Genomic DNA, 21,416 nt, shown 5'->3' on the forward strand with positions numbered 1-21,416 from the left:
ATTCAATGCCGGAGTTACGCGTCACCACATATTGAGGACGAGGCGGGCCTCGTCGCTCATGCGCTCCGGTGTCCAGGCCGGCTCCCAGATCACCTTGACGTCGACCACGCCGATGCCGGGAACGCTGGCGACCGCGTTTTCGACCATGGTCGGCAGCTCGCCAGCGGCCGGACAGTTCGGTGTCGTCAGCGTCATCTGCACGTCAACGGAGCGATCGTCCTTGATCTCGACCTTGTAGATCAGGCCAAGCTCGTAGATGTCGGCCGGGATCTCCGGATCGAACACGGTCTTGAGCCCCGCGATGATCTCGGTGGTCAGGCGTTCGGTCTCCTCCGGCGGCAGCGCCGAATGAGTCTCCATCGGATTGGCTTTGATTTCGGCCGTGTCACTCATGCGAACAAATCCCGCGCCTTCAACAGCGCCTGTGCCAGATGATCGACTTCTTCCCGCGTATTATACATGCCGAACGAGGCGCGGCAGGTGGCAGTCACGTTGAACCGCTCTAAAAGCGGCATTACGCAATGGGTCCCGGCGCGCACCGCGATGCCCTGGCGATCGATCACGGTGGCGACGTCATGGGCGTGCGCGCCCTTGAGTTCGAAGGAGATCACCGGGCCCTTGCCCCGCGCGGTACCGATCAGCCGCAGCGAGTTGATCTCGCGTAAGCGATCCTGGGCATAGGTGACGAGATCGTGTTCGTGCGCGGCGATGCGCTCCTTGCCGATCGAATTGACGTAATCGATGGCGGCGCCAAGACCCACGGCCTCGACGATCGCGGGTGTACCTGCCTCGAACTTGTGCGGGGGATCGCCATAGGTCACGACATCGCGGGAGACCTCGCGGATCATCTCGCCGCCGCCGTTATAGGGACGCATCGCGACGAGGTGGTCGTACTTGGCCCAGAGCACGCCGATGCCGGTCGGCCCGTACACCTTGTGACCGGTGAAGACATAGAAGTCGCAGCCGATGTCCTGGACGTCGACGGGCATATGCACCGCGCCCTGGCTGCCGTCGACCAGCACGGGAATGCCGCGCGCATGCGCGATCTTCACGACGTCCTTGACCGGCACGATGGTGCCGAGCGCGTTCGACATCTGCGTGATCGCGACCAGCTTGGTCTTCGACGTCAACAGCTTCTCGAACTCGCCGATCAGGAAATTGCCCTCATCGTCGACTGGCGCCCACTTGATCACCGCACCCTGGCGCTCCCTGAGGAAATGCCAGGGCACGATGTTGGAGTGGTGCTCCATGATCGAGATGACGATCTCGTCGCCGTCCTTGATATTCGGCTGTCCCCAGGACGACGCGACCAGATTGATCGCTTCCGTCGCGTTGCGCGTGAAGATCACTTCCTCGGTACGCGCAGCGTTGATGAACTGCGCGACCTTGGTGCGGCCGCCCTCATAGGCTTCAGTCGCGGCGTTGGCGAGGTAATGCAGGCCGCGATGCACGTTGGCGTATTCGGACTGATAAGCCTGCGTCATGCGCTCCAGCACCGCGCTCGGCTTCTGCGCCGAGGCCGCGTTGTCGAGATAGACCAGCGGCTTGCCGTAGACCTCCATGGCGAGCGCCGGAAAGTCCTGGCGCACGCGCGCCACGTCGTAGCCACCGTTCTTGACTGCGGGATGATCGCTCATTGGCGGCACTCCAGCCAGCGCTCGGCAATGCCGATCACGTGCTCGCGCAAACCATCATCGGCGATCTGCTCAATCGCTTCGCCGACGAAGGCCTGGATCAGCAATGCCTGGGCCTGCTTCTCCGGTAGGCCGCGGGCCTTCAGATAGAACAGCAGACTGTCGTCGAGCGCTCCGGCAGTGGCACCGTGGCCGCAGGAGACGTCGTCAGCAAAGATCTCGAGCTCGGGCTTGTTGTCGGCCTCGGCCTCGTCCGAAAGCAGCAGCGCCCGGATCATCATCTTGCCGTCGGTCTTCTGCGCATCGGGGCGAACGATGATGCGGCCCTGGAACACCGAGTGCGCACGATCGTCGATCACTGCGCGAAAAACCTCGCGGCTGACGCAGTTCGGGACAGCGTGGTCGACCACCAGCGTGGTATCGCCATGCTCGGTCTTCTGCAGGAGATTCACGCCGTTGGCCGAGAGCTCACTGCCCTCGCCCGCCAACGTGATGAAGCCTTGCAGGCGACTGATGGCAGCACCGGTGGTCATGTTGAAGAAATTGAGTTTGACGTTGGCGCCGACCGTCACGAAATGCGAGGTCACATTCAGCGCGTCAGGCGCATCGTCCATCAGGCGGATATGCGCGACATCGGCATCGTCGCCGACCGTGACGAGCACGGCGTCGTTGACCTGGTAGGCCTTGGCGCCGGCTGCGACGAAGCTCTCAACGATCGTAGCGTGAGCGCCCTTCCCGATCGCGACCTGCGAACGGGTGAAGGCCGACGCCGAAGCTGCGGTCGCGATGTGGAGGATCTGGATCGGTGCGGACAGCTGCGTACCGTCGGCAATCGACAGCACCACGCCATCGGTCGCCATGGCTGCATTGAGCGCGATCACAGCATCGACGGAAGCGGTCTTCAAGAGACCAGCGTCCTTCCCCAGCGTCTCCCGCAACGTCTTGAAGCTCGCCTCAGCGGTGAGTGCCTTGACGTCTGACAAATCGGCCGCGAACACGCCGTCAACCAGCACCAGCTTGCGGGCGCCGGCGATCGCATGCGCCTTCACGGCGTCGGCAGCGCGCTTCAGAGCGGCCGAATCCGGCGCGGCTGCCAACGGCAGCACTTCACCAACCAGCGCGCGAAGATCAGTATATTTCCATTCCTCGATCCGGCGGTGCGGCAGGCCGAGACGCTCATAGGTCTCGAATGCCTCGCGGCGCGCGGCGGTCACGGAAGGCGAACCCGGCAGCCGGCCTTCGGCGCTGGCGAAGAGATCGCTCACCGCACGGCCGTTTCCGGTCTTTGCCACAGCAACGTTCATCGCAAAATTCCTTACGCCGCGTCCTCGAACTGGGCGTAGCCGGACGCCTCCAGCTCCAGCGCCAGTTCCTTGCCGCCGCTCTTCACGACACGGCCCTTCGACATCACGTGCACGATGTCGGGCACGATGTAGTTCAGCAGCCGCTGATAATGGGTGATGACGACCATGGCGCGCTTGGGCGAATGCAGCGCATTGACGCCGTCGGCCGCAATGCGCAGCGCGTCGATATCGAGGCCGGAATCCATCTCGTCGAGGATGCACAGGCTCGGCTCGAACAGCGCCATCTGCAGCACCTCGTTGCGCTTCTTCTCGCCGCCGGAGAAGCCGACATTGACGCCACGCTTGAGCATGTCCTGCGGGATATTCAGCGACTTCGAGACTTCGCGGACTTTCTTCAGAAAGTCCGGCGTCGAATATTCGCTCTCGCCGCGCGCCTTGCGCTGCGCGTTCAGCGCGGTGCGCAGGAACGTCATCGTGGCCACGCCGGGAATTTCGACCGGATACTGGAACGCCAGGAACACGCCCTTGGCGGCGCGCTCTTCAGGCTTCATCTCGAGCAGATCCTCGCCCTTGAACAGGATCTGGCCGTCGGTGACTTCGTAGCCGGGCTTGCCGGCGATAACGTGCGAGAGCGTCGACTTGCCGGAGCCGTTCGGCCCCATGATCGCGTGGATCTCGCCCTCGTTCACGGTCAGCGTCAGCCCGTGGAGGATCTCACGCTCCTCGACACGAACCTTGAGGTCTTTCACTTCAAGCAAAGCCATCTTGGTGTCCAGTTTATTCAATTGATGTTGGAGCGCCACAGCGCACCGCGAGGGTCGGCGATTAGCCGACCGACCCTTCAAGCGAAATCGAGATCAGCTTCTGCGCTTCCACCGCGAATTCCATCGGCAGTTGCTGCAGCACGTCTTTCACGAAGCCGTTGACGACGAGGCCGACGGCTTCTTCTTGCGAAAGGCCGCGCTGGATGCAGTAGAACAGCACGTCCTCGGAGATCTTCGACGTCGTCGCCTCGTGCTCGAACGTCGCCGAGGAGTTCTTGGCTTCGATGTACGGCACGGTGTGCGCGCCGCATTTGTCGCCAATCAACAGGGAATCGCAGGCGGTGAAGTTACGCGCGCCGGTCGCTTTACGGTGCGCCGTCACCAGACCGCGATAGGTGTTCTGCGACTTGCCGGCGGCGATGCCCTTCGAGATGATGCGGCTCGACGTGTTCTTGCCGAGGTGGATCATCTTGGTGCCCGAGTCGACCTGCTGATAGCCGTTCGAGATCGCGATCGAGTAGAATTCACCGCGCGAATTATCGCCGCGGAGAATGCAGCTCGGATACTTCCAGGTGATCGCCGAGCCGGTCTCGACCTGGGTCCAGGAGATCTTGGAATTGTTGCCGCGGCAGTCACCACGCTTGGTGACGAAATTGTAGATGCCGCCCTTGCCTTCCGAATTGCCCGGGTACCAGTTCTGCACCGTCGAATATTTGATCTCGGCGTCGTCGTGCGCGACGAGCTCGACCACGGCGGCATGCAGCTGGTTCTCGTCGCGCTGCGGCGCGGTGCAGCCTTCGAGATAGGAGACGTAGGCGCCCTTGTCGGCGATGATCAGCGTACGCTCGAACTGGCCGGTGTTGCGCTCGTTGATGCGGAAATAGGTCGACAGCTCCATCGGGCAGCGCACGCCCGGCGGCACGTAGACGAACGAGCCGTCGGAGAACACCGCCGAATTCAGCGTCGCGTAGAAATTGTCCGAGGTCGGAACAACCGAGCCGAGATACTTCTGCACCAACTCGGGATGCTCGCGGATGGCTTCCGAGATCGGCATGAAAATTACGCCGGCCTTCTTCAGCTCCGCCTTGAAAGTGGTCGCGACCGAGACTGAGTCGAAGACGGCGTCGACGGCGATCTTGCGCCGCGCGGGATCTTGCTCGCCGGGCTTGGGCTCGACGCCCTCGAGCATCGCGACTTCCCGCAAGGGGATGCCGAGCTTCTCGTAGGTCTTCAGGATTTCCGGATCGATCTCGTCGAGCGAGGTGACCGTCTTCTTGGGCTTCGGCGCCGCGTAGTAATAGAGGTCCTGGAAGTCGATCTTGGGATAGTCGACGCGGGCCCAGGTCGGCTCGGTCATTGTCAGCCAGCGCCGATAGGCTTCAAGCCGCCACTGCAGCATCCAGGCGGGCTCGTTCTTCTTCTCGGAGATGAACCTGACGGTGTCTTCGGACAGCCCCTTGGGGGCCTTGTCGGACTCGATCTGGGTCTCAAACCCATAACGATATTGATCGACGTCGATGCGCTTGACGCGCTCGACCGTCTCCTGGACGGCTGGCATTCTATCCTCCGCTCGTGGTTTCAAGGACCACGGTGGATCAAACTCGGACGAGTATTACGATGTTTTATGGCCGAAAGCACGGGCTTAGAACCATTCAAGCCGTGTTTCGTCGCTTAGGCTCTAAGTAGGGTATTACCGAGCTTTCGCCAAGCCTCTAACGCCCTGTTGATGTCATCCGGTCCCGTGGACCAGCCCAGACTGAGGCGCACTGCTCCTTGGGCGACGGCGGGGTCGAACCCCATTGCGGCGAGCACGTGGGACGGCTGGACCTTGCCCGAGGAACAGGCCGAGCCTGATGATACGGCGATGCCTTCGAGGTCGAATCCGATCACGGCGGTCTCGGCCTTGAGCCCAGGCGCGGTGAACAGAACGGTATTTGGCAACCGATCGACGTCGTCCGAGAAGACGGTTGCCCCGGAAGTCCCGCGAATACCATTTCCCAAGCAATCCCTGAGGCTTGCCATCCGCTTCGCATCTTCCGGCAGAGCCTGAAGGGCGGCCGTCACCGCCGCACCGAAGCCGGCGATCCCCACGACATTCTCGGTTCCCGCGCGCCGGCCGAGTTCCTGCCCGCCGCCCCTCAGCACTGGTTCCAGTCCGGCCAGCCCGTCCGCCACAACCAGCGCGGCGACGCCTTTGGGGCCGCCGATCTTGTGCCCAGAAATGCTCGCAAGGTCCGCGCCTACCGCGTTAATATTGAACGTAATTTTGCCCAGCGCCTGGATCGCGTCGACGTGCAGGAGGCCGCCGGCCGCGTGAACGATCCGCGCCGCCTCCGCAACCGGCTGGAGCGCGCCGGTCTCGTTGTTGGCCGCCATGATCGAAACCAGCGCCGGCGGGCCATCAGCGAGCAGCGCGCGGAGGTGATCAAGATCGACGATCCCCGCCCGCGTGACCTGGATCTGGCTGATTCCGTTGACCGGGAATCGGCCGCCCGCGAGCACCGAGGCATGCTCGACCGCGGAAACCAGGAGTCGTCGTACCGGATCCCCCGATGGGCCGCGCAGGCCGGGCGAGAGCGCCAGCGCGTTGGCCTCAGTTCCGGCGGAGGTGAAGACGACGTTTCGCGGCAGTGCGCCCACCGCCGCTGCAAGGGCGGCACGGGCGTCCTCGACCAGCCGCCGCGCCTCCCGTCCCTCGGCATGGACCGAGGAGGGATTGCCGATCAGTTCGTACGCGGCCAGCATCGCTGCGCGCGCCTCGGCGCGCAGCGGCGTGGTCGCATTCCAGTCGAGATAGACGCGGTTCGGCATGGCGCCCTCTTAGCATCTTTTGCCCTCACGCCAATCGGCAGCCGCCGCACATCAGACCGGCTGTTGCTGCGCAATTCCACTGACGGAACCGCGCTCCATCCGCAGTCCGAACAGCGGCCGCAGCCAGGCGATCCGGCGGGCAATCTCGTAGGTGACGAGACAGGTGAGCGCAGTGCCGGCAATCACGATGGCGGCCTCGCCTCCGGCAGACATCCCGCTGCCGTGCAGCGCGTGCGCGATCACGATGATGGCGGTTTGATGCACGATGTAATAGGGAAAGATGGCATCGGTCAGGTAACGCCGCACGGGCCCATCGGCCGTCAAATGACGTCGCGCAAAGCCGAGCACTGCGGCCATCGCCAGCCATTGGTAACAGCCATAGGCCGAGCTCGCGAACCATTTCGGCACCGACGATGGCGAGACCAAGCCGATATAGACGAGCACGAAGATGGTGAAGCAACCCGCCGCACCCGTCAGCGCCACCCACCGTTGTCGCTCGATGTCGCGCCAGATGCCGCCCTCGCGTGCGAGCAAAAAGCCGAGCAGGAATGCGGACGCGTAGTCCGCGTGGTTGTACCAGTCGCCGAACAGCGCATGCGTCGACGGGAAGATCGGCGAGAGAAACAACCGCCAGGCCGCAAACAGCACGCACGGCAGCACCAGCAGCCATGGTCCGGCGAGAGCGGGAGCCAACCTCTCGCCGATCCAATCCGCGGCCGCCGGCCACAAGGACAGCACGCCGACCAGAGCCATCGTGTAGACCCAGAGGTAGAGCACGAACCAGAGGTGGTTCCATGTCGGCTGCGCGATGCAGGGGGTTGGACAGAATTGCGCGCTGAACGCCAGATAGTGTTGGAGGTAATAATCGGCGAATCCTGCGGGATAACCGAGGCTCTCGACGATCTGGAGATAAGACTGCGGCGGCACGATCACGAACATGCCGAAGATCAGCGGGATCAGCAGCCGCACCGAGCGGGCGCGGGCGAAGGCGGCGAGGCGGTACTTTCCCAGCATGAACCGGCTGGCGACCCCGGAGACCAGGAACAGCAGCGACAGCCGCCAGGGATTGAGCACCAGCATCACCGGCTCCAGCCAGGTCAGCCGATGCTCGCTCTTGATATGAAAGCCCCAGGACACGTAGAGCATGCCGACATGGTAGAGGATCAAGAGCCCGAAGGCTGAAATTCGCACCCAATCCAGATCGATACGTCGTTCCGAAGTCGAAAATTGCTGCGGTGTTGACATGGTTTTCTGCTCCTTGATGGGACGACAAACACGGTTTGCGAGCCATGGCTGACACGCAAAATGCCCCCGAAACGGAGCGCGTCGAGACGGTTTGGGATCAGGGCCGGGCGCAGGGGGACGAAGCGTCGTCAGCCGGGATAAGCGGTTGGCGCGGCAGGATCAGTGGCGGCGACTGGACGATATTCGGCGCGATCGCTGCCGTGGCGCTCGCCATCGGTATCGTCAATGCGTTCTCGGGCGCGCAGGACGCCGCCTGGCGCGGCGACAGCTATGACATTGGTCGGCGGCTGTTCTGGGAGCTGTCGAGCATCATCGTCATCCTGCTGCTGATGCCGATCCTGGTGCTGGCCGTGCGGCGCATGCGCCAAACCTTGGGCCTGGCGAGGCGGATTGGAATCGCTGCGGTTGCCCTGCTCGGCTTCTCGACCCTCCACATCACCGGCATGGTGGGGCTCCGGAAAGTCCTGCTCTGGCTCGCGGGAGGTACCTACGATTTCCATTTCTCGCCGGCCGCGGTCCTGTACGAGTTCCGCAAGGATGCCGTAACCGCTTTGCTGCTCGGAGCAACGCTCTGGCTGATCGAAAGCCGACGCGAGCTGCGGAAGGCTGCGCGCGCGGCCTCGTCACTGCCGATCGTCGCGCAGGAGCAACCGTCCCCCGATTCGATCTGGCTCCGGGACGGCGCCAGCCGCATTCGCGTCGCACCGCGCGACATCCTGTGGGTCGCCTCCGCCGGCAACTACATCGAATATTGCCTTGCCAACGGCACCCAGCACCTGATCCGCGGCACGCTGGCCGCGACCGAAAGCGAGCTCGCCCGCTTCGCCATCGTGCGCGTTCACCGGACCAGGCTTGCCAATCTCGACCGGGTGAGCGGCGTGGACTTCAAGCCGTCGGGGGATTTCGAACTCACCTTCGACAACGGCAAGACGCTTGGGGGCAGCCGCCGCTTCCGGCCCGCGGTCGCCTCGCTCGGAGACCGCACCGCACCTGTGTAAATCGTCGCCGCGAGCGCCCGACGATCGATAAACAATTGGGATTTCAATCGGTTGTCGCCACAACGTCCACCTTGGCCGCCGCCCCGGCTCGATCGCCGCAGCTGGTGCGTGACATGGGGACGAGCGGCTAAGGTCTTGAGCACATTGACGGATGTCGAAGATGCTTGCTTTTTGCCCCGCAGCCTATGTTAGAACGCGGCCGTCAAGTCACCGCGCGCCATCGCGCATCACCGCGAGGCGCACGCCTTCTCATCCTTCCATTCGCGCTTTCGTCGGCATCGCCTGCCGAGGAGGCCATAATCGGTTGATTGCCAAGGACCAACTCTCCAGCAAATCAATCAAGAGATCATCCATGCCTGAAGTTATTTTCACTGGCCCCGCTGGCCGCCTCGAAGGCCGCTATCACCCGGCCAAGCAGAAGAACGCGCCGATCGCGATGGTCCTGCATCCGCATCCGCAGTTTCATGGCACGATGAATCATCAGATCATCTACCAGTGCTACTACGCCTTCGCGCATCGCGGCTTCTCGGTGCTGCGCTTCAATTTCCGCGGCGTCGGACGCAGCCAGGGCTCGTTCGACCACGGCACCGGCGAATTGTCGGATGCGGCGGCAGCCCTCGACTGGGCGCAAACCATCAATCCCGAGGCGCGCGCCTGCTGGGTCGCCGGATTCTCCTTCGGCGCCTGGATCGGCATGCAGCTTTTGATGCGCCGTCCCGAGGTCGAAGGCTTCATCTCGATCGCGCCGCCTGCGAACCTCTACGACTTCTCGTTCCTTGCGCCCTGCCCGTCGTCGGGTCTGATCGTGCACGGCGAGAAGGACGCGGTGGTGCCGCCGAAGGACGTCAACACGCTGGTCGAGAAGCTGAAGACGCAGAAGGGCATCGTGATCGACCAGCAGGTCATCCCCGGCGCCAACCACTTCTTCGACGCCAAGCTCGAGCCGCTGATGGAAACCATCACGGCCTATCTCGACATGCGCCTCGCCAACGTGCGCTGACATTGTCATGACCGCATTCGTGGCCTTGCTGCGGGCGGTCAATGTCGGAGGCACCGGCAAGCTGCCGATGACCGAGCTCAAGGCGATGTGCGAGGAGCTCGGTTTTGGTGCCGTGCGCACCTACATCGCCAGCGGCAATGTGGCCTTCACCAGCCGCAAATCGGAAGCCGCGATCAAGGCCGCGCTGGAAAAGCGCTTGCTCGCCTATGCCGGAGCGCCGGTCGGCGTACTCGTGCGCAGCGCCTCCGAAATGGCGGACGTTCTGGCTGACAATCCGTTTCCAAAGATGGCGCCGAGCCGCACGGTCGCGATCTTCCTCGACAAGCCGCCGCCCGCGGATACGCTCGCCGGCGTTCGCGGCCGAAAGAATGAAGAGATCAAGGTCGGCCGCCGCGAGATCTATGTGCATTATGGCGACGGCATGGGGACGTCCAAGCTGGTCATCCCCGCCGCCAAGACCGGCACCGCGCGCAACATGAACACGATCGCGACGCTGGCGAAGATGGCAGCGGAGCTATAACCGATCGCCTGTTGCCGATTCGGGAGACAAGCATCGACGTGGCGTCTGCTAGGCCAGCTTGAGCGCGACGATCCCCGTCAGGACGAGCGCGATGCCCGCAAGCTTCATCGCGCTCAAGGTCTCGCCGAACAGCACGACGCCCATGACGAAGGTGCCGGCAGCCCCAATGCCGGTCCACACCGAATAGGCGACGCCGACTTCGAGCACCTTCAAGGCGCGTCCCAGCAGGAAGACGAAGGCGGCAAGCAGCACCAGCGAAACGATGCTCCAACCGATGCGCGTGTAGCCCTCCGCGTACTTCATCGAAATCGCCCAGCCGACATCGAGCGCGCCGGCGATCATCAGCATCAGCCACGCCACAGATGGCGACATGGCTCAGGCCGCGAGCTTCAGGAGATGCGCGTCGTGGCGCACGAGGAACGCGCGCAGCAATTGCGGATAGTCCGCGCCGACCGCAGTACGCACACTCGGGCGTTTCGCGAGCTCTGCGCGCCACGCCCGCACCTTCGGCACATCGCTGAAGATGCCGAGTTCGGCCAGCTCGTCGAACAGGTCGAAATAGCGGAAGACCGGCGCGAACACGGTGTCGACCAGGCTGAACGCCTCTCCTGCGAAAAATGGGCCCGCACCGAGCGCGGTCTCGACACGCGCAAATTTCGCCGTTAGCGCCTGGCGCTTGCTTTCGAATGTCGCCGGATCCGTCGTGGTCTCCAGGCCCCAGAGATCACCGAGAATCGCCGAGCCGAACTCCATCCACGCGCGGTGCTCGGCACGCTTGAGCGCGTCGGCCGGATGCAGCTTGAGGCCTGCTTGCGTTTCCTCGATGTATTCGCAGATCACGTTGCTCTCGAACAGCGCGGCCTCGCCCTTGTCGGTCGTGACCACCAGCACCGGCACCTTGCCGAGCGGCGACAGTTTCAGAAACCAGTCCGGCTTGTCGGCGAGATCGATATCGACCCGCTCGAACGGCACGCCCTTCTCGTTCAGCGCGATCACCGCGCGCTGCACATAGGGGCAAAGCTTGTGGCTAATGAGTTTCAGTGAAGCGGTCATGGCCATGATCCCGACAGATTAATGCGACTGCATCCAAGATAGATGCATTTGCATTCACTCGTCAAGATCAATGCACTTGCATCAACCCAGCGTGATGTCAGGGCCGCGCGATGACCCCGCCCGTCATCGGCATCGGCACGCCTGTCGTGGCCGGATAAGACAGCGGCAGGCCTTTCAAGCCGCGGGCGGCGAGGAAACCGAAGGCCTGCGCCTCGATGGCGTCGGAGGCCCAGCCGAGAGTCTCGGCGGCCTCTACGGTGGCCGAGCCGACCCGGTCCCGCAGCATGCGCAGCATCGTGCTGTTGCGCGCGCCGCCACCGCACACGATCCAGCTGCGCGGCCGCCGCGGCAGCAAGGGAATGATGCGCCCGATCGCAGCCGCAGTGAAGGCGGTGAGCGTCGCAGCCCCGTCGGCCGGCGGCACGTCGCCGAGCTTCAGCGCTGCGAAATCGTTGCGGTCGAGCGATTTCGGCGGCGGAGCTGTGAAGAACGGCAGCTCTAGCGCCCGCGCGATCCAGGCTTCGTCGGGTTTGCCGAGCGCGGCAAATTTGCCTTCCGCGTCGAACGCCTGGTTCATGGTGCGGTACATGAAATCGTCGAGCAGTGCGTTGCCAGGCCCGGTGTCGCAGGCGATCAGCGTATCGTTGCCGTCGATATAGGTGATGTTGGAGACGCCGCCGATATTGACCACGACGATCGGCCCCTCGCGCGCCAGCGAATTGGCGAGTGCCCGATGGTAGACCGGCACGAACGGCGCGCCCTGCCCGCCGGCCTCGACGTCGGCGGCGCGGAAGTCGTGCATCACGGGGATATGGATGGCCTTGGCCAACGCCGGCGCATCGCCGATCTGCACCGTCAGCCGCCGCTCGGGGCGGTGCAGCACGGTCTGGCCGTGGAAGCCGACGATGTCGATGTCCTCCGGCTTCATCCGGTTCTGGGCGAAGAAGGCCGCGACCGCCTCGGCATGCGCCAGCGTCACAGCGCGCTCGGCCTCGGCCAGGATCCCCGGCCGGGCATCGCGTTGCGGCAAATGCACGGCCTCGGACAGCGCCTGGCGCAGCAGACTGCGCTCGGCCGCGCTATAGGGCCGGTAGCCTGACGGCCCGAATGCCTTCACCTGTTTTCCGTCGGTTTCGATCAACGCAACGTCCACCCCGTCCAGCGAGGTGCCGCTCATCAAACCGAGTGCCGTCAACATCATGGGATCAGCGTCCTCAACCCCCCCCTCCGGCATGCCGATCTTGTGCCAGAGGGACACATCTTATAATGCCACAGCGCCAAGTGGCGGGCAGCAATCGAGTTCTCAGGAAAGACCCTTAAATTGCTCCCAAAACAGTAAACCAAGAATTGTCAGGCATGCCGACAGATGACTGCATTTAGATCGGATTTCCTCAACACCCTGCAGGAACGTGGTTTCATCCACCAGTGCTCCGATTTCGAGGGGCTGGACGCGCTCGCCGCCAAGGGCGAGGCGATCGCCTATGTCGGCTACGATTGCACCGCACCCTCGCTGCACATCGGCAACTATTTGACCATGACGCTGCTGCACTGGCTGCAGCAGTCCGGTAACAAGCCGATCACGCTGATGGGCGGCGGCACCACCATGGTCGGCGACCCCTCTGGCAAGGACGAGACACGCGCGATCCGCACCGTCGCCGAGATCGAGGCCAACAAGGCTTCGATCCGCGGCGTGTTCGCAAAAGTGCTGCGCTATGGCGAGGCCAAGAGCGACGCCATCATGCTCGACAATGCGGAGTGGCTGACCAAGCTCAACTGGATCGAGATGCTGCGCGACGTCGGCCGGCATTTCTCGGTCAACCGCATGCTGTCGATGGACTCCGTGCGCCTGCGCCTCGAGCGCGAGCAGGAGATGAGCTTCATCGAGTTCAACTACATGATCTGCCAGGCCTACGACTTCGTCGAACTCGCCAAGCGCACCGGCTGCCATTTGCAGATGGGCGGTTCGGACCAGTGGGGCAACATCATCATGGGCGTCGATCTCGGCCGCCGCATGGGCACGCATCAGCTGTTCGCGCTGACCACACCGCTGCTGACGACCGCATCCGGCGCCAAGATGGGCAAGACCGCGCAAGGCGCGGTGTGGCTCAACGCCGACCAGTTCTCGCCGTATGATTTCTGGCAATACTGGCGCAACACCGAGGACGCCGACGTTGGTAAATTCCTGAAACTGTTCACGACGCTGCCGATGAGCGAGATCAGGAAGCTCGAGGCGCTCGGCGGCTCGGAGATCAACGAGGCCAAGAAGGTGCTCGCCACGGAAGCGACCGCGCTGCTGCATGGCCGCGACGCAGCAAACGAAGCGGCCGAGACTGCACGCCGCACGTTCGAGGAAGGTGAACTGGCCGAGAGCCTGCCGACAGTGGAAATTCCGCGCGGCGAACTGGAGCCGGGACTCGGCGTGCTCAATGCTTTCGTCAAGGCGGGGCTCGTCGCCTCCAATGGCGAGGCGCGGCGCCAGATCAAGGGCGGTGGCCTGCGCGTCAACGATGAGCTTGTCACAGACGAGAAGATGGCGCTGTCAGCGGCCGATCTGACGCCCGAAGGCGTGATCAAGCTGTCCTTCGGCAAGAAGAAGCACATCCTGCTCAAGCCTGCATAGGCGCATGAGCTTTTGATGCTTGTCAGGGCGCACCGAAGCGCGCTCCCTGATGGGCGATGGACCAGAAGACGCCCAAAGACGCGACCAGGGAAGCAGCTGCGGAACAGGGAAGCACACAGCAAGGCGCGGTGCGCACCGCGCTCGTCGTGCTTGCGGTGTGCTTCATGCTGGCTGTACTCGGCCGCGGCCTGAGCGAGAGCTTCACTGTCTTCCTCAAGCCCATCTCCGAAAATTTCGGCTGGGACCGTGCGCAGGTGGTCTCGATCTATTCGCTGACCTGGCTCGTCAGCGGATTGACCGCGCCGCTGGTCGGGCGGCTGTTCGATCATTCCGGACCGCGCATCGTCTACGCGCTCGGCCTCTTGCTGCTCGGCTCGGCCTTCCTGATCGCAGGCCACGCGCGGGCGCTCTGGCAGTTCCAGCTCTCGATTGGATTGTGCGTCGGCATTGGCGTTGCCTTCATCGGCAACGTGCCGAACTCGATCCTGCTCGGCCGCTGGTTTGGGCCGAAACTGCCGACCGCGATGGCCGTGGTGTACTCGGCGATGGGCGGCGGTGTGTTGGCATTGCTCCCGGCCTCGCAGCTTCTGATCGACCATCTCGGCTGGCGCGAGACCTATCAGGTCTACGGCCTCGTCGCGCTCGGCCTGCTGGTGCCGCTGCTGCTCCTGCCCTGGCGCACATTCGCAGCCGGCTCGCCGCATGTCGCCAAGAGGACCGATCCTGATTTCATCGACAATGGCTGGACGCTGTTGAGCGCGATGCGCCACCACGCTTTCTGGGCGCTGTTCTCGACCTTCTTCTTCACCGCGGTGGGCATGTACTGCATCGCTGCGCAGATCGTCGCCTATCTGATCGATGCCGGCTTCCCGCCGCTCCTGGCCGCGACCGCCTGGGGCTTTTCGGGCGTCGTGCTGGTGTTCGGCATGATCGGTGTCTCCGCGCTCGACGGCCTGATCGGACGCCGTCCGTCTGTGCTCCTCAGCTACGCGATCTCGATCCTCGGCATCTTCCTGCTCTGGCTGCTCCAATACTATCCGAATATCGTCCTGCTCACCGGCTTCGTCGTCTGCTTCGGCAGCATGATGGGCTCGCGCGGACCGCTGATCACAGCAACCGCGATGAAGATTTTTCAGGGCAAGCGGATGGGCACCATCTTCGGCACCATCTCTATCGGCAGCGGGCTTGGATCAGCGCTAGGCTCTTGGTTTGGCGGCATAATCCACGATCTGACCCATAGCTACAATCCGCTTCTAGCGTTCGCTTTGATCAGCGTTGTACTCGGCATGATCCCGTTTTTGGTGGTACCGGCACTCCGGCGCTGACCAATATTTTCAGCCGCGCCACAGCCCAGCCAGCCGTGCGCATCCACGCGCATCAATGCACAAAGTCGCATTGTTTTTGGCAGATAGATTGGCTAAATATGCCCCACGATGATCATCGAAAACTTCGCCTTATCCTAATAATTTCTACGATTCTGATTTTTTGGCATATAGGCGGTATTTAATGACCATCGAAGCGAATATCGCAATGATCATCAGGGTGCCAAATGCCCAAAAAGGCGAAAGAATTAACCGCTTTAGCTGTGTCCCGCTTGAAACATCCCGATCCCGCCGACCCATCGGTCCCGAATAGCGGGGGTAAATTCAATGCATATCATGCAGTCGGCGGTGTATCCGGGCTGATGCTCCAGATCACCCCGAACGGCGGTCGATCGTGGGTTCTGCGAACCATCGTAGCATCCAAGCGGCGCAATATGGGGTTGGGCAGCTATCCCGAAGTCACCTTGGAAGCGGCGCGCAACTCGGCTCGCAACGCCAAGGCAACCGTCCGGGACGGGCGTGATCCCATTATTGAGCGGAAGGAAAAGAAAGCCGCTCTTGTCGCCGAACAGAAACGCGGCATGACGTTCAACGAAGCGCTAGCAGAATATCTGCCGACAAAGCTTGCATCTATTGGCAGCGAGAAAAACCGCAAGGCGCTTGAGGCGACCATCAACACATATGCCAAGCCTGAACTTGGCCGCATGTTGGTTCGCACTATCACCGTGCAAGACGTTCTACGCGTCCTAACACCGATATGGGACACCAAAACGCAAACGGCGATGCGGTTACGCGCTGAAATCGAAAACTTATTGGCATGGGCAACCGTTCACGGTCGCAGATCAGGCGATAATCCCGCACGTTGGGGCGGCAATCTCGCCCTGATCTTACCGCGACCGTCCAAGGTGATAATGACCGAAAATCATCCTGCCATCGCATTGACTGATGCAACGGCGTGGTTTCAAGCACTTCGCGGTCGAGAAGGTCCCGCCGCGCGCGCGTTGGAATTCATCGCGTTGAACGCATCCCGATCAGGCGAGGTTCGCGGAATGAAACGATCGGAATACGACGCCAAGGCAAAAATCTGGACCGTCTCGGCAGCACGCATGAAAATGCGTAAAGAACATCGTATTCCGCTGAGCGATGAAGCAACTGAAATCATCGAGCGGCAATCGAAGTTGCACGACAGCGAATACATTTTTCCATCACCAATGGGCGGGATGCTGACCGATGCCGCTCTCAGCGCCGCTATGAGGCGCATGACCAAAGACGACGGCAAACAATGGAGTGATCCAAAGAGCGGACGCCCCGCCGTTCCCCATGGTCTGCGATCAACGTTCCGCGACTACATAGGCGAGAACACCACCTATCCGAACGAAATGGCCGAACTAGCGTTAGCGCATACCGTTGGCGACAAAGTTGAGGCCGCCTATCGTCGGTCCGACATGCTCGAAAAGCGCCGACACATGATGCAGGATTGGGCGAATTTCTTGTTTGGCAACCGCGCACAATCTGACAATGTAATCGACATGACCACCGCAACGAAGAAACGCGCTTAGCGATAATCACAGCAAACAATTTGTATTTTAGCAGCTCGCTACGTTTCCCTCGTAGCGGGCATATTCTTGCCATTATAGATGCGCGCCTTGCGGGCATGGCAGTGCGAAGTAACGCGCTGCTATGAAAGGATGCCTGATGTTCTCCACCCTACTGCCTGCCGCTCTACTGCCCTCACCTCTCACCCTGGCTGCGTTCGCCAACAGCGCGCCGCCCGGCTCGGAGCGGTTCATCACTGATCTACAGCTTGCGGAGCGCTGGCACGTCCACCCCTCCACCATTTGGCGCAACGCTAAGAAATCGCCGCAGCATCCACAGCCAATAAAATTGGCGACGCGTGTGACGCGGTTTCGATTGAGTGATGTTGAACGTTTCGAACGGAAAGACGCCTGATCACCGCTTCGTCTTTTCGTGCTTTCATTTCACGCGACTAAGCGCCGTCAGCAAGTCGCTGGTCCACACGCCGTCATCACCGAATTCTGGCACGGACTGAAACGTTTCGATCTCTTCTGGCTTGTCTCGCTTCGGCGTCAAGTTCTTGGTCGGCACATACATGAAGGAGTGCCAACTGCCGGTCGATGCCTGCATTGCTACAGCGAGGAGATCGAACTCAGTGAAGCGGTATGGGCGGGTCGATTCACCGTTCTTATTCCCGGTTCTCGTCCTTTGAACCTCGACTACGTGTTGGCCCCTGCGCAACATTGGCTGGCCAGCTTCTCGCCGCTGCATCTTCACCTGAATGCGAACCCTTCGACCATCCTTAATCAAGCAGGCGTCATACGAAGCCTCGGGAACAGCCGGTTCGCTTTCCCAACCTTTCACAGTCGGTAGTACGTCCATGACGAACACGCATTCCGCGATAAGCCCTCGAACGCCGCGCTGTGTGATGTCGGGAGATCGAGCGATTGCTTCCAAAATCACTTCGGCCCGAACGTGGAAGCTGCGCTCCAAGTTGTGGATCAAAATGGAGTCCCGAACCTCCGCAAAAATCTCTTGCTTTTGCTCGGCCGTACACAGCCTGATGGCGGAAAGGAGTGCCTGCCAATCACTCATATTGCCGCCTCGGCCGACCAGCCTTTGCCGGTTCGTAACGTGCAAGATCGTCACGATTGACGAGAGTGTGGCCGCCTAAGCTCATGGTGCGAACTCGCTGGGCCTTCACGAGCTTCGCAATCGCTTGCCGCGTGACGCCCCGAATGCGGGCGGCTTCAGCTTGCGAAATCCACTCTTCGGGCCGGAAATTGGTTGACACATGCAACCCATTCTTCTACTGAATTATGGGGGATAGACTGCTGCTTACACTGATTCGTGGCAGCGCTTGAACACGTCTGAGATTACTGTCTCGGCAGCATCGCATCGTGGAGTTATTGGAAACATGAAACAGGCGGCGAAGGCCCCGAAGAAGGTCGAAGAGCAAGGCATCCTCAAGACCCTGAAGCCGTACTATGCGACCTCTCTAGGAACCGCCTATCTCACGGACAGCCTCGTGGCGCTTCGTGAGTTGCCTGAAAAGTCGGTGAACCTGATCGTCACGTCACCGCCCTACGCGCTTCACTTCAAAAAGGCGTATGGGAACGTGGCCAAGGCCGAGTATGTCGATTGGTTCGCGACGTTCGCAAAGGAAATGTTCCGTGTGCTGACCGACGACGGAAGCCTCGTGCTGAACATCGGCGGAAGCTACAACAAAGGAACGCCGACTAAATCACTCTACCACTTCCGACTGTTGCTGAAGCTTGTTGACGAGATTGGCTTCCATCTCGCGCAAGAGTGCTTCTGGTATAACCCTGCAAAAATGCCGATGCCCGCCGAGTGGGTCACCGTACGCAAAATCCGCATCAAGGAATCGGTAGAGTACGTCTGGTGGCTCTCCAAGACACCCTGGCCCAAAGCGGACAATCAAAAAGTAGCCAAGGAGACCTTTAGCGCGGATATGCTCCGCCTTCAGCAGAGGGGACTCCGCGAGACGACCCGACCCGGCGGTTACAAGATCAATGCGAGCTGGTCGCAGATCAAAAACAAGGGCGCGATCCCCTCGAATTTTGTTCAAGCCGATCTATTCGAGGCCGAGCGTGATCAGGCGGAAAATGTGATGATCATGGGTAACAATGCCGCGAACGACGCCTACACGCTCCGCTGCAAAGAGAAGGGCCTGACGATTCATCCCGCGCGTTACCCGAAGGCGCTACCGGAATTCTTTATCAAGATGCTGACCGATGAAGGCGATGTCGTGCTTGATCCGTTTGCGGGATCAAACACAACCGGCGCCGTTGCTGAAGGGCTTGGAAGACGCTGGTTAGCATTCGATGATGTCGAGGAATACCTCGTCGGGAGCAAGTTTCGCTTCGCCGGTTTTTGAGGCGCACTTCTCCAGCTCCGCGTCGATCAGGACGCCCCGCGGACCTTATCTGACAGGCCGCGACGCTCACGCCGTCATGATCGCTCTCGAAGCCGCAGCAGAAACAATCAACGCTGCCATTAGTCTGATCCGAGAACATGCCATGGCGGGACAACGATGACCGACGCGGAACTAATCGCCGGACTTGACAAGCTCAAAGCCACAATGATTTCCGTGGCTACTGGTGGGCCACCAATCCCGGGCGTCGAGCATTCATTTGTCGGTTTGTACGACGGCGTCGAAGCCGAACTGCGAGCCCGAAGGATCGATACTGTTCCGCCCTACCGATCTCTTTGGGAATGGCACGGGCGATGGAGTCAGAGCGATCTAAAAACGTACCAGTTAAGGCGCACGTTCATAAACGACATCTTTGCGCCGATCATCAAGCAAGTTCGCGATAAGCCGGGAAAATACTACGAGCCGACCGGCTGGGCTCGCGTGGATCGAACTGTCGCTGAGATGCGAACGCGTCTAGCTAGCGCCAAAACGGAAGAGCAATTTCAGGCAGTCGGATTGCTGGGACGTGAATTGCTAATATCAGCGGCGCAGGAAGTGTTCGATCCGGCAAAGCATCCGACCCTCGATGGTGTAGCGGCGAGCGCAACTGACACAAAACGTATGTTGGAAGCCTACATCGCGGTCGCACTGGGTGGCGGCGTCAACGAGTTTGTCAGAAAGCATGCGAAAGCCGCGCTTGACCTAGCTGTTCAACTTCAACACCGGCGGACCGCGTCCTTTCGCGATGCCGCGATCTGCGTCGAGGCGACAACATCTGTAGTTAACCTCGTTGCAATTATTGCCGGTCTTCGGGATCAACTCTAGGAGCGTCTCTTTGGCCCCTTCGACTTCAGTTTAGACGCTTTCTTTGTTGCCTTTGATGCGCGGGGCTTTCGCTGTTTGGGTACGGGCAATGGAAGGCCGGGTTGTTGGGATGCAGATGTGAATTCCAACACTTCAATGATTTTGTAGTGAACTTCGCCATTTGGCGTCACCGGGGGCGTTACCTCCATTCGTACTCGATACCGATCATCCCTGAACGAACCACCGCGGGTCCACGCATCTACTGCGATCGACGTTCCGGTGATGTCGGCATAGATATGCTTATCACCATACACAAATCGCCAACGCTCCGCCTTTTCGTCGAAAACGGGTGAATATACGAAGAGCGTTGCAACGATCGTCTCCGGGGGCGGTTCTTCGGGTTCCTCTATCTTCTTGGGCGCGTCAGCTGCAAGGACGATATCGCGAACATCAGCTTCGTCGATACTCGAAACGAGCTTAGCATCATCACGAAATTCAACGCGCGACGCCTCGTGCATCTCAATAGGAGCAAGAGTGTCTTTCACCGCGTTTAGAACGCGAGTGTTTTCCGCCAGCTTCAGCACATCGGGGTGAACATTGATCGTGTTGTGCTCACCACCAACAATTTGAATGGTAACGTGGGTTTGCGGTCCGTCTGCAGGCCTTGGCGCTTCAGATGGCTCAATTGCTTCAACCTGATTGTTCTTCTTCCATTTTAAATAGTCGAGCAACGAGCTACTACCGGCCACACTACGGATTACACCGATTACCTGGAGAATGTCCTTCGCAGTCTTGACGTGATCATCTTGCAAAAATGTCTTCGTCACTTCGATCGCATGCTGGATAACATCGAAGTTGATATGGAAACACTTGTGCTCGAAGTCTGAGGCGACGACTACCCGCATTCGCGACCGATCGCCATTAAGTATTGCGTTCGATTCCCGGACAAGCCGATCGAATCCCCTCAACGCTGGGACCAGCGCCTCGACACCGATGGTATGGTCGTCCGGATCGTCCGCGTGATAGGCAACTTGGAATGCTTGGCGAGTGCCCTTGGCACTCGCGTCCTTGGCTTCGTCCATTTCCCCGCCTCAAATCATAAAAAAGAGGATCATACAACTTGCCGCTGCGTTGGCTAGCACCCCTTTCGTTGAACGGGACAGTCAATCAACCTTGCAGCGTGCTGCTTGCAAAGCTGGGATGGCTTGCGCATTGGCGGATATTCCCCGACCGCAACCCTCCAGCTCTATAATCCAAGGGAATTTGAACGATCTTTTGCTAACACAGGGTCAGCCATCGCGGTCGATCGAACCGCGTTGTGGAAAGTTTTTGCCCGATCTCATGCGCAACCATGCACAACCGTGCAGCGCACTTTTCGCCGCCTTGCGCGCC

General features: G+C 60.9%; 21 protein-coding genes. 9 read left to right on the top strand and 12 right to left on the bottom strand.

Annotated elements, in window-relative coordinates; genetic code table 11:
* Positions 1-21: 21 nt before the first annotated feature.
* From ABIA96_RS08090 to ABIA96_RS08120, 7 genes are all read right to left on the bottom strand, one after another.
* Complete coding sequence (locus tag ABIA96_RS08090) at positions 22-393, bottom strand: SUF system Fe-S cluster assembly protein (protein WP_354136518.1); 372 nt, start codon at positions 391-393, stop codon at positions 22-24.
* The gene (locus ABIA96_RS08095; RefSeq protein ID WP_354136519.1) at positions 390-1,637 is read right to left on the bottom strand and encodes a cysteine desulfurase; all 1,248 of its coding nucleotides are present in this window, start codon (positions 1,635-1,637) and stop codon (positions 390-392) included. Before ABIA96_RS08095 ends, ABIA96_RS08090 begins: the two co-directional genes overlap by 4 nt.
* Complete coding sequence (gene sufD, locus ABIA96_RS08100; protein WP_354136520.1) at positions 1,634-2,938, bottom strand: Fe-S cluster assembly protein SufD; 1,305 nt, start codon at positions 2,936-2,938, stop codon at positions 1,634-1,636. The genes ABIA96_RS08095 and sufD overlap by 4 nt, the downstream gene beginning before the upstream one ends.
* An 11-nt stretch (positions 2,939-2,949) precedes the next feature.
* Complete coding sequence (gene sufC, locus ABIA96_RS08105; RefSeq protein WP_354136521.1) at positions 2,950-3,702, bottom strand: Fe-S cluster assembly ATPase SufC; 753 nt, start codon at positions 3,700-3,702, stop codon at positions 2,950-2,952.
* A gap of 61 nt (positions 3,703-3,763) precedes the next feature.
* A complete protein-coding gene (sufB, locus tag ABIA96_RS08110; RefSeq protein ID WP_354136522.1) occupies positions 3,764-5,260 on the bottom strand; it encodes a Fe-S cluster assembly protein SufB in 1,497 nt (498 codons plus the stop codon).
* 113 nt (positions 5,261-5,373) lie between these two features.
* Positions 5,374-6,513 carry a cysteine desulfurase family protein gene (locus ABIA96_RS08115; protein WP_354136523.1) on the bottom strand — a complete coding sequence of 380 codons (1,140 nt, stop codon included), beginning with the start codon at positions 6,511-6,513 and terminating at the stop codon, positions 5,374-5,376.
* A 51-nt stretch (positions 6,514-6,564) separates the two neighbouring features.
* Complete coding sequence (locus ABIA96_RS08120) at positions 6,565-7,758, bottom strand: acyltransferase family protein (RefSeq protein ID WP_354136524.1); 1,194 nt, start codon at positions 7,756-7,758, stop codon at positions 6,565-6,567.
* 44 nt (positions 7,759-7,802) lie between these two features.
* On the opposite strand from ABIA96_RS08120, the gene ABIA96_RS08125 reads away from it, so the two are divergent.
* The 3 genes from ABIA96_RS08125 to ABIA96_RS08135 all read left to right on the top strand — a co-directional run bounded on the left by ABIA96_RS08125 (position 7,803) and on the right by ABIA96_RS08135 (position 10,276).
* Positions 7,803-8,756 (top strand): LytTR family DNA-binding domain-containing protein, encoded by a 954-nt coding sequence (locus ABIA96_RS08125; protein WP_354136525.1) that lies wholly within the window; start codon positions 7,803-7,805, stop codon positions 8,754-8,756.
* A 352-nt stretch (positions 8,757-9,108) separates the two neighbouring features.
* Positions 9,109-9,756, top strand: coding sequence for an alpha/beta hydrolase (locus tag ABIA96_RS08130; RefSeq protein ID WP_007591562.1), 648 nt, complete (start codon positions 9,109-9,111; stop codon positions 9,754-9,756).
* A gap of 7 nt (positions 9,757-9,763) precedes the next feature.
* Positions 9,764-10,276, top strand: a complete 513-nt coding sequence (locus ABIA96_RS08135) for a DUF1697 domain-containing protein (protein ID WP_354136526.1) — start codon at positions 9,764-9,766, stop codon at positions 10,274-10,276.
* A gap of 48 nt (positions 10,277-10,324) precedes the next feature.
* Here ABIA96_RS08135 and ABIA96_RS08140 read toward each other — a convergent pair whose 3' ends face one another.
* The 3 genes from ABIA96_RS08140 to ABIA96_RS08150 form a co-directional block, all read right to left on the bottom strand.
* The gene (locus tag ABIA96_RS08140) at positions 10,325-10,648 is read right to left on the bottom strand and encodes a DMT family transporter (protein ID WP_354136527.1); all 324 of its coding nucleotides are present in this window, start codon (positions 10,646-10,648) and stop codon (positions 10,325-10,327) included.
* A gap of 3 nt (positions 10,649-10,651) precedes the next feature.
* Positions 10,652-11,329: a glutathione S-transferase family protein gene (locus ABIA96_RS08145; RefSeq protein ID WP_354136528.1), complete on the bottom strand. Its 678-nt coding sequence runs from the start codon at positions 11,327-11,329 to the stop codon at positions 10,652-10,654.
* Between the two features lie 97 nt (positions 11,330-11,426).
* On the bottom strand, positions 11,427-12,530 hold the full coding sequence (locus ABIA96_RS08150; protein ID WP_354136529.1) for an anhydro-N-acetylmuramic acid kinase: 1,104 nt from the start codon (positions 12,528-12,530) through the stop codon (positions 11,427-11,429).
* Positions 12,531-12,695: 165 nt separating this feature from the next.
* Between ABIA96_RS08150 and tyrS the strand changes: the two genes are divergently transcribed.
* From tyrS to ABIA96_RS08170, 4 genes are all read left to right on the top strand, one after another.
* A complete protein-coding gene (gene tyrS / locus ABIA96_RS08155; protein WP_354136530.1) occupies positions 12,696-13,949 on the top strand; it encodes a tyrosine--tRNA ligase in 1,254 nt (417 codons plus the stop codon).
* Positions 13,950-14,005: 56 nt separating this feature from the next.
* Positions 14,006-15,274 (top strand): MFS transporter, encoded by a 1,269-nt coding sequence (locus ABIA96_RS08160; protein ID WP_354136531.1) that lies wholly within the window; start codon positions 14,006-14,008, stop codon positions 15,272-15,274.
* A 224-nt stretch (positions 15,275-15,498) separates the two neighbouring features.
* A complete protein-coding gene (locus ABIA96_RS08165) occupies positions 15,499-16,830 on the top strand; it encodes a tyrosine-type recombinase/integrase (RefSeq protein ID WP_354136532.1) in 1,332 nt (443 codons plus the stop codon).
* Positions 16,831-16,966: 136 nt separating this feature from the next.
* The gene (locus tag ABIA96_RS08170) at positions 16,967-17,221 is read left to right on the top strand and encodes a helix-turn-helix transcriptional regulator (protein WP_354136533.1); all 255 of its coding nucleotides are present in this window, start codon (positions 16,967-16,969) and stop codon (positions 17,219-17,221) included.
* A 24-nt stretch (positions 17,222-17,245) separates the two neighbouring features.
* Here ABIA96_RS08170 and ABIA96_RS08175 read toward each other — a convergent pair whose 3' ends face one another.
* A complete protein-coding gene (locus tag ABIA96_RS08175) occupies positions 17,246-17,881 on the bottom strand; it encodes a PDDEXK-like family protein (protein WP_354136534.1) in 636 nt (211 codons plus the stop codon).
* A 322-nt stretch (positions 17,882-18,203) separates the two neighbouring features.
* Between ABIA96_RS08175 and ABIA96_RS08180 the strand changes: the two genes are divergently transcribed.
* Together ABIA96_RS08180 and ABIA96_RS08185 are read left to right on the top strand one after the other, a co-directional pair.
* Positions 18,204-19,184: a DNA-methyltransferase gene (locus ABIA96_RS08180; RefSeq protein ID WP_354136535.1), complete on the top strand. Its 981-nt coding sequence runs from the start codon at positions 18,204-18,206 to the stop codon at positions 19,182-19,184.
* 156 nt (positions 19,185-19,340) lie between these two features.
* Positions 19,341-20,045: a hypothetical protein gene (locus ABIA96_RS08185; protein WP_354136536.1), complete on the top strand. Its 705-nt coding sequence runs from the start codon at positions 19,341-19,343 to the stop codon at positions 20,043-20,045.
* Here ABIA96_RS08185 and ABIA96_RS08190 read toward each other — a convergent pair.
* On the bottom strand, positions 20,042-21,106 hold the full coding sequence (locus tag ABIA96_RS08190; protein WP_354136537.1) for an LAPAL motif-containing putative phage structural protein: 1,065 nt from the start codon (positions 21,104-21,106) through the stop codon (positions 20,042-20,044). The two genes, ABIA96_RS08185 and ABIA96_RS08190, sit on opposite strands and share 4 nt — an antisense overlap.
* Positions 21,107-21,416: the final 310 nt, after the last annotated feature.

It is taken from the genome of Bradyrhizobium sp. LB11.1 (genome assembly GCF_040549385.1).
Lineage (GTDB): Bacteria > Pseudomonadota > Alphaproteobacteria > Rhizobiales > Xanthobacteraceae > Bradyrhizobium.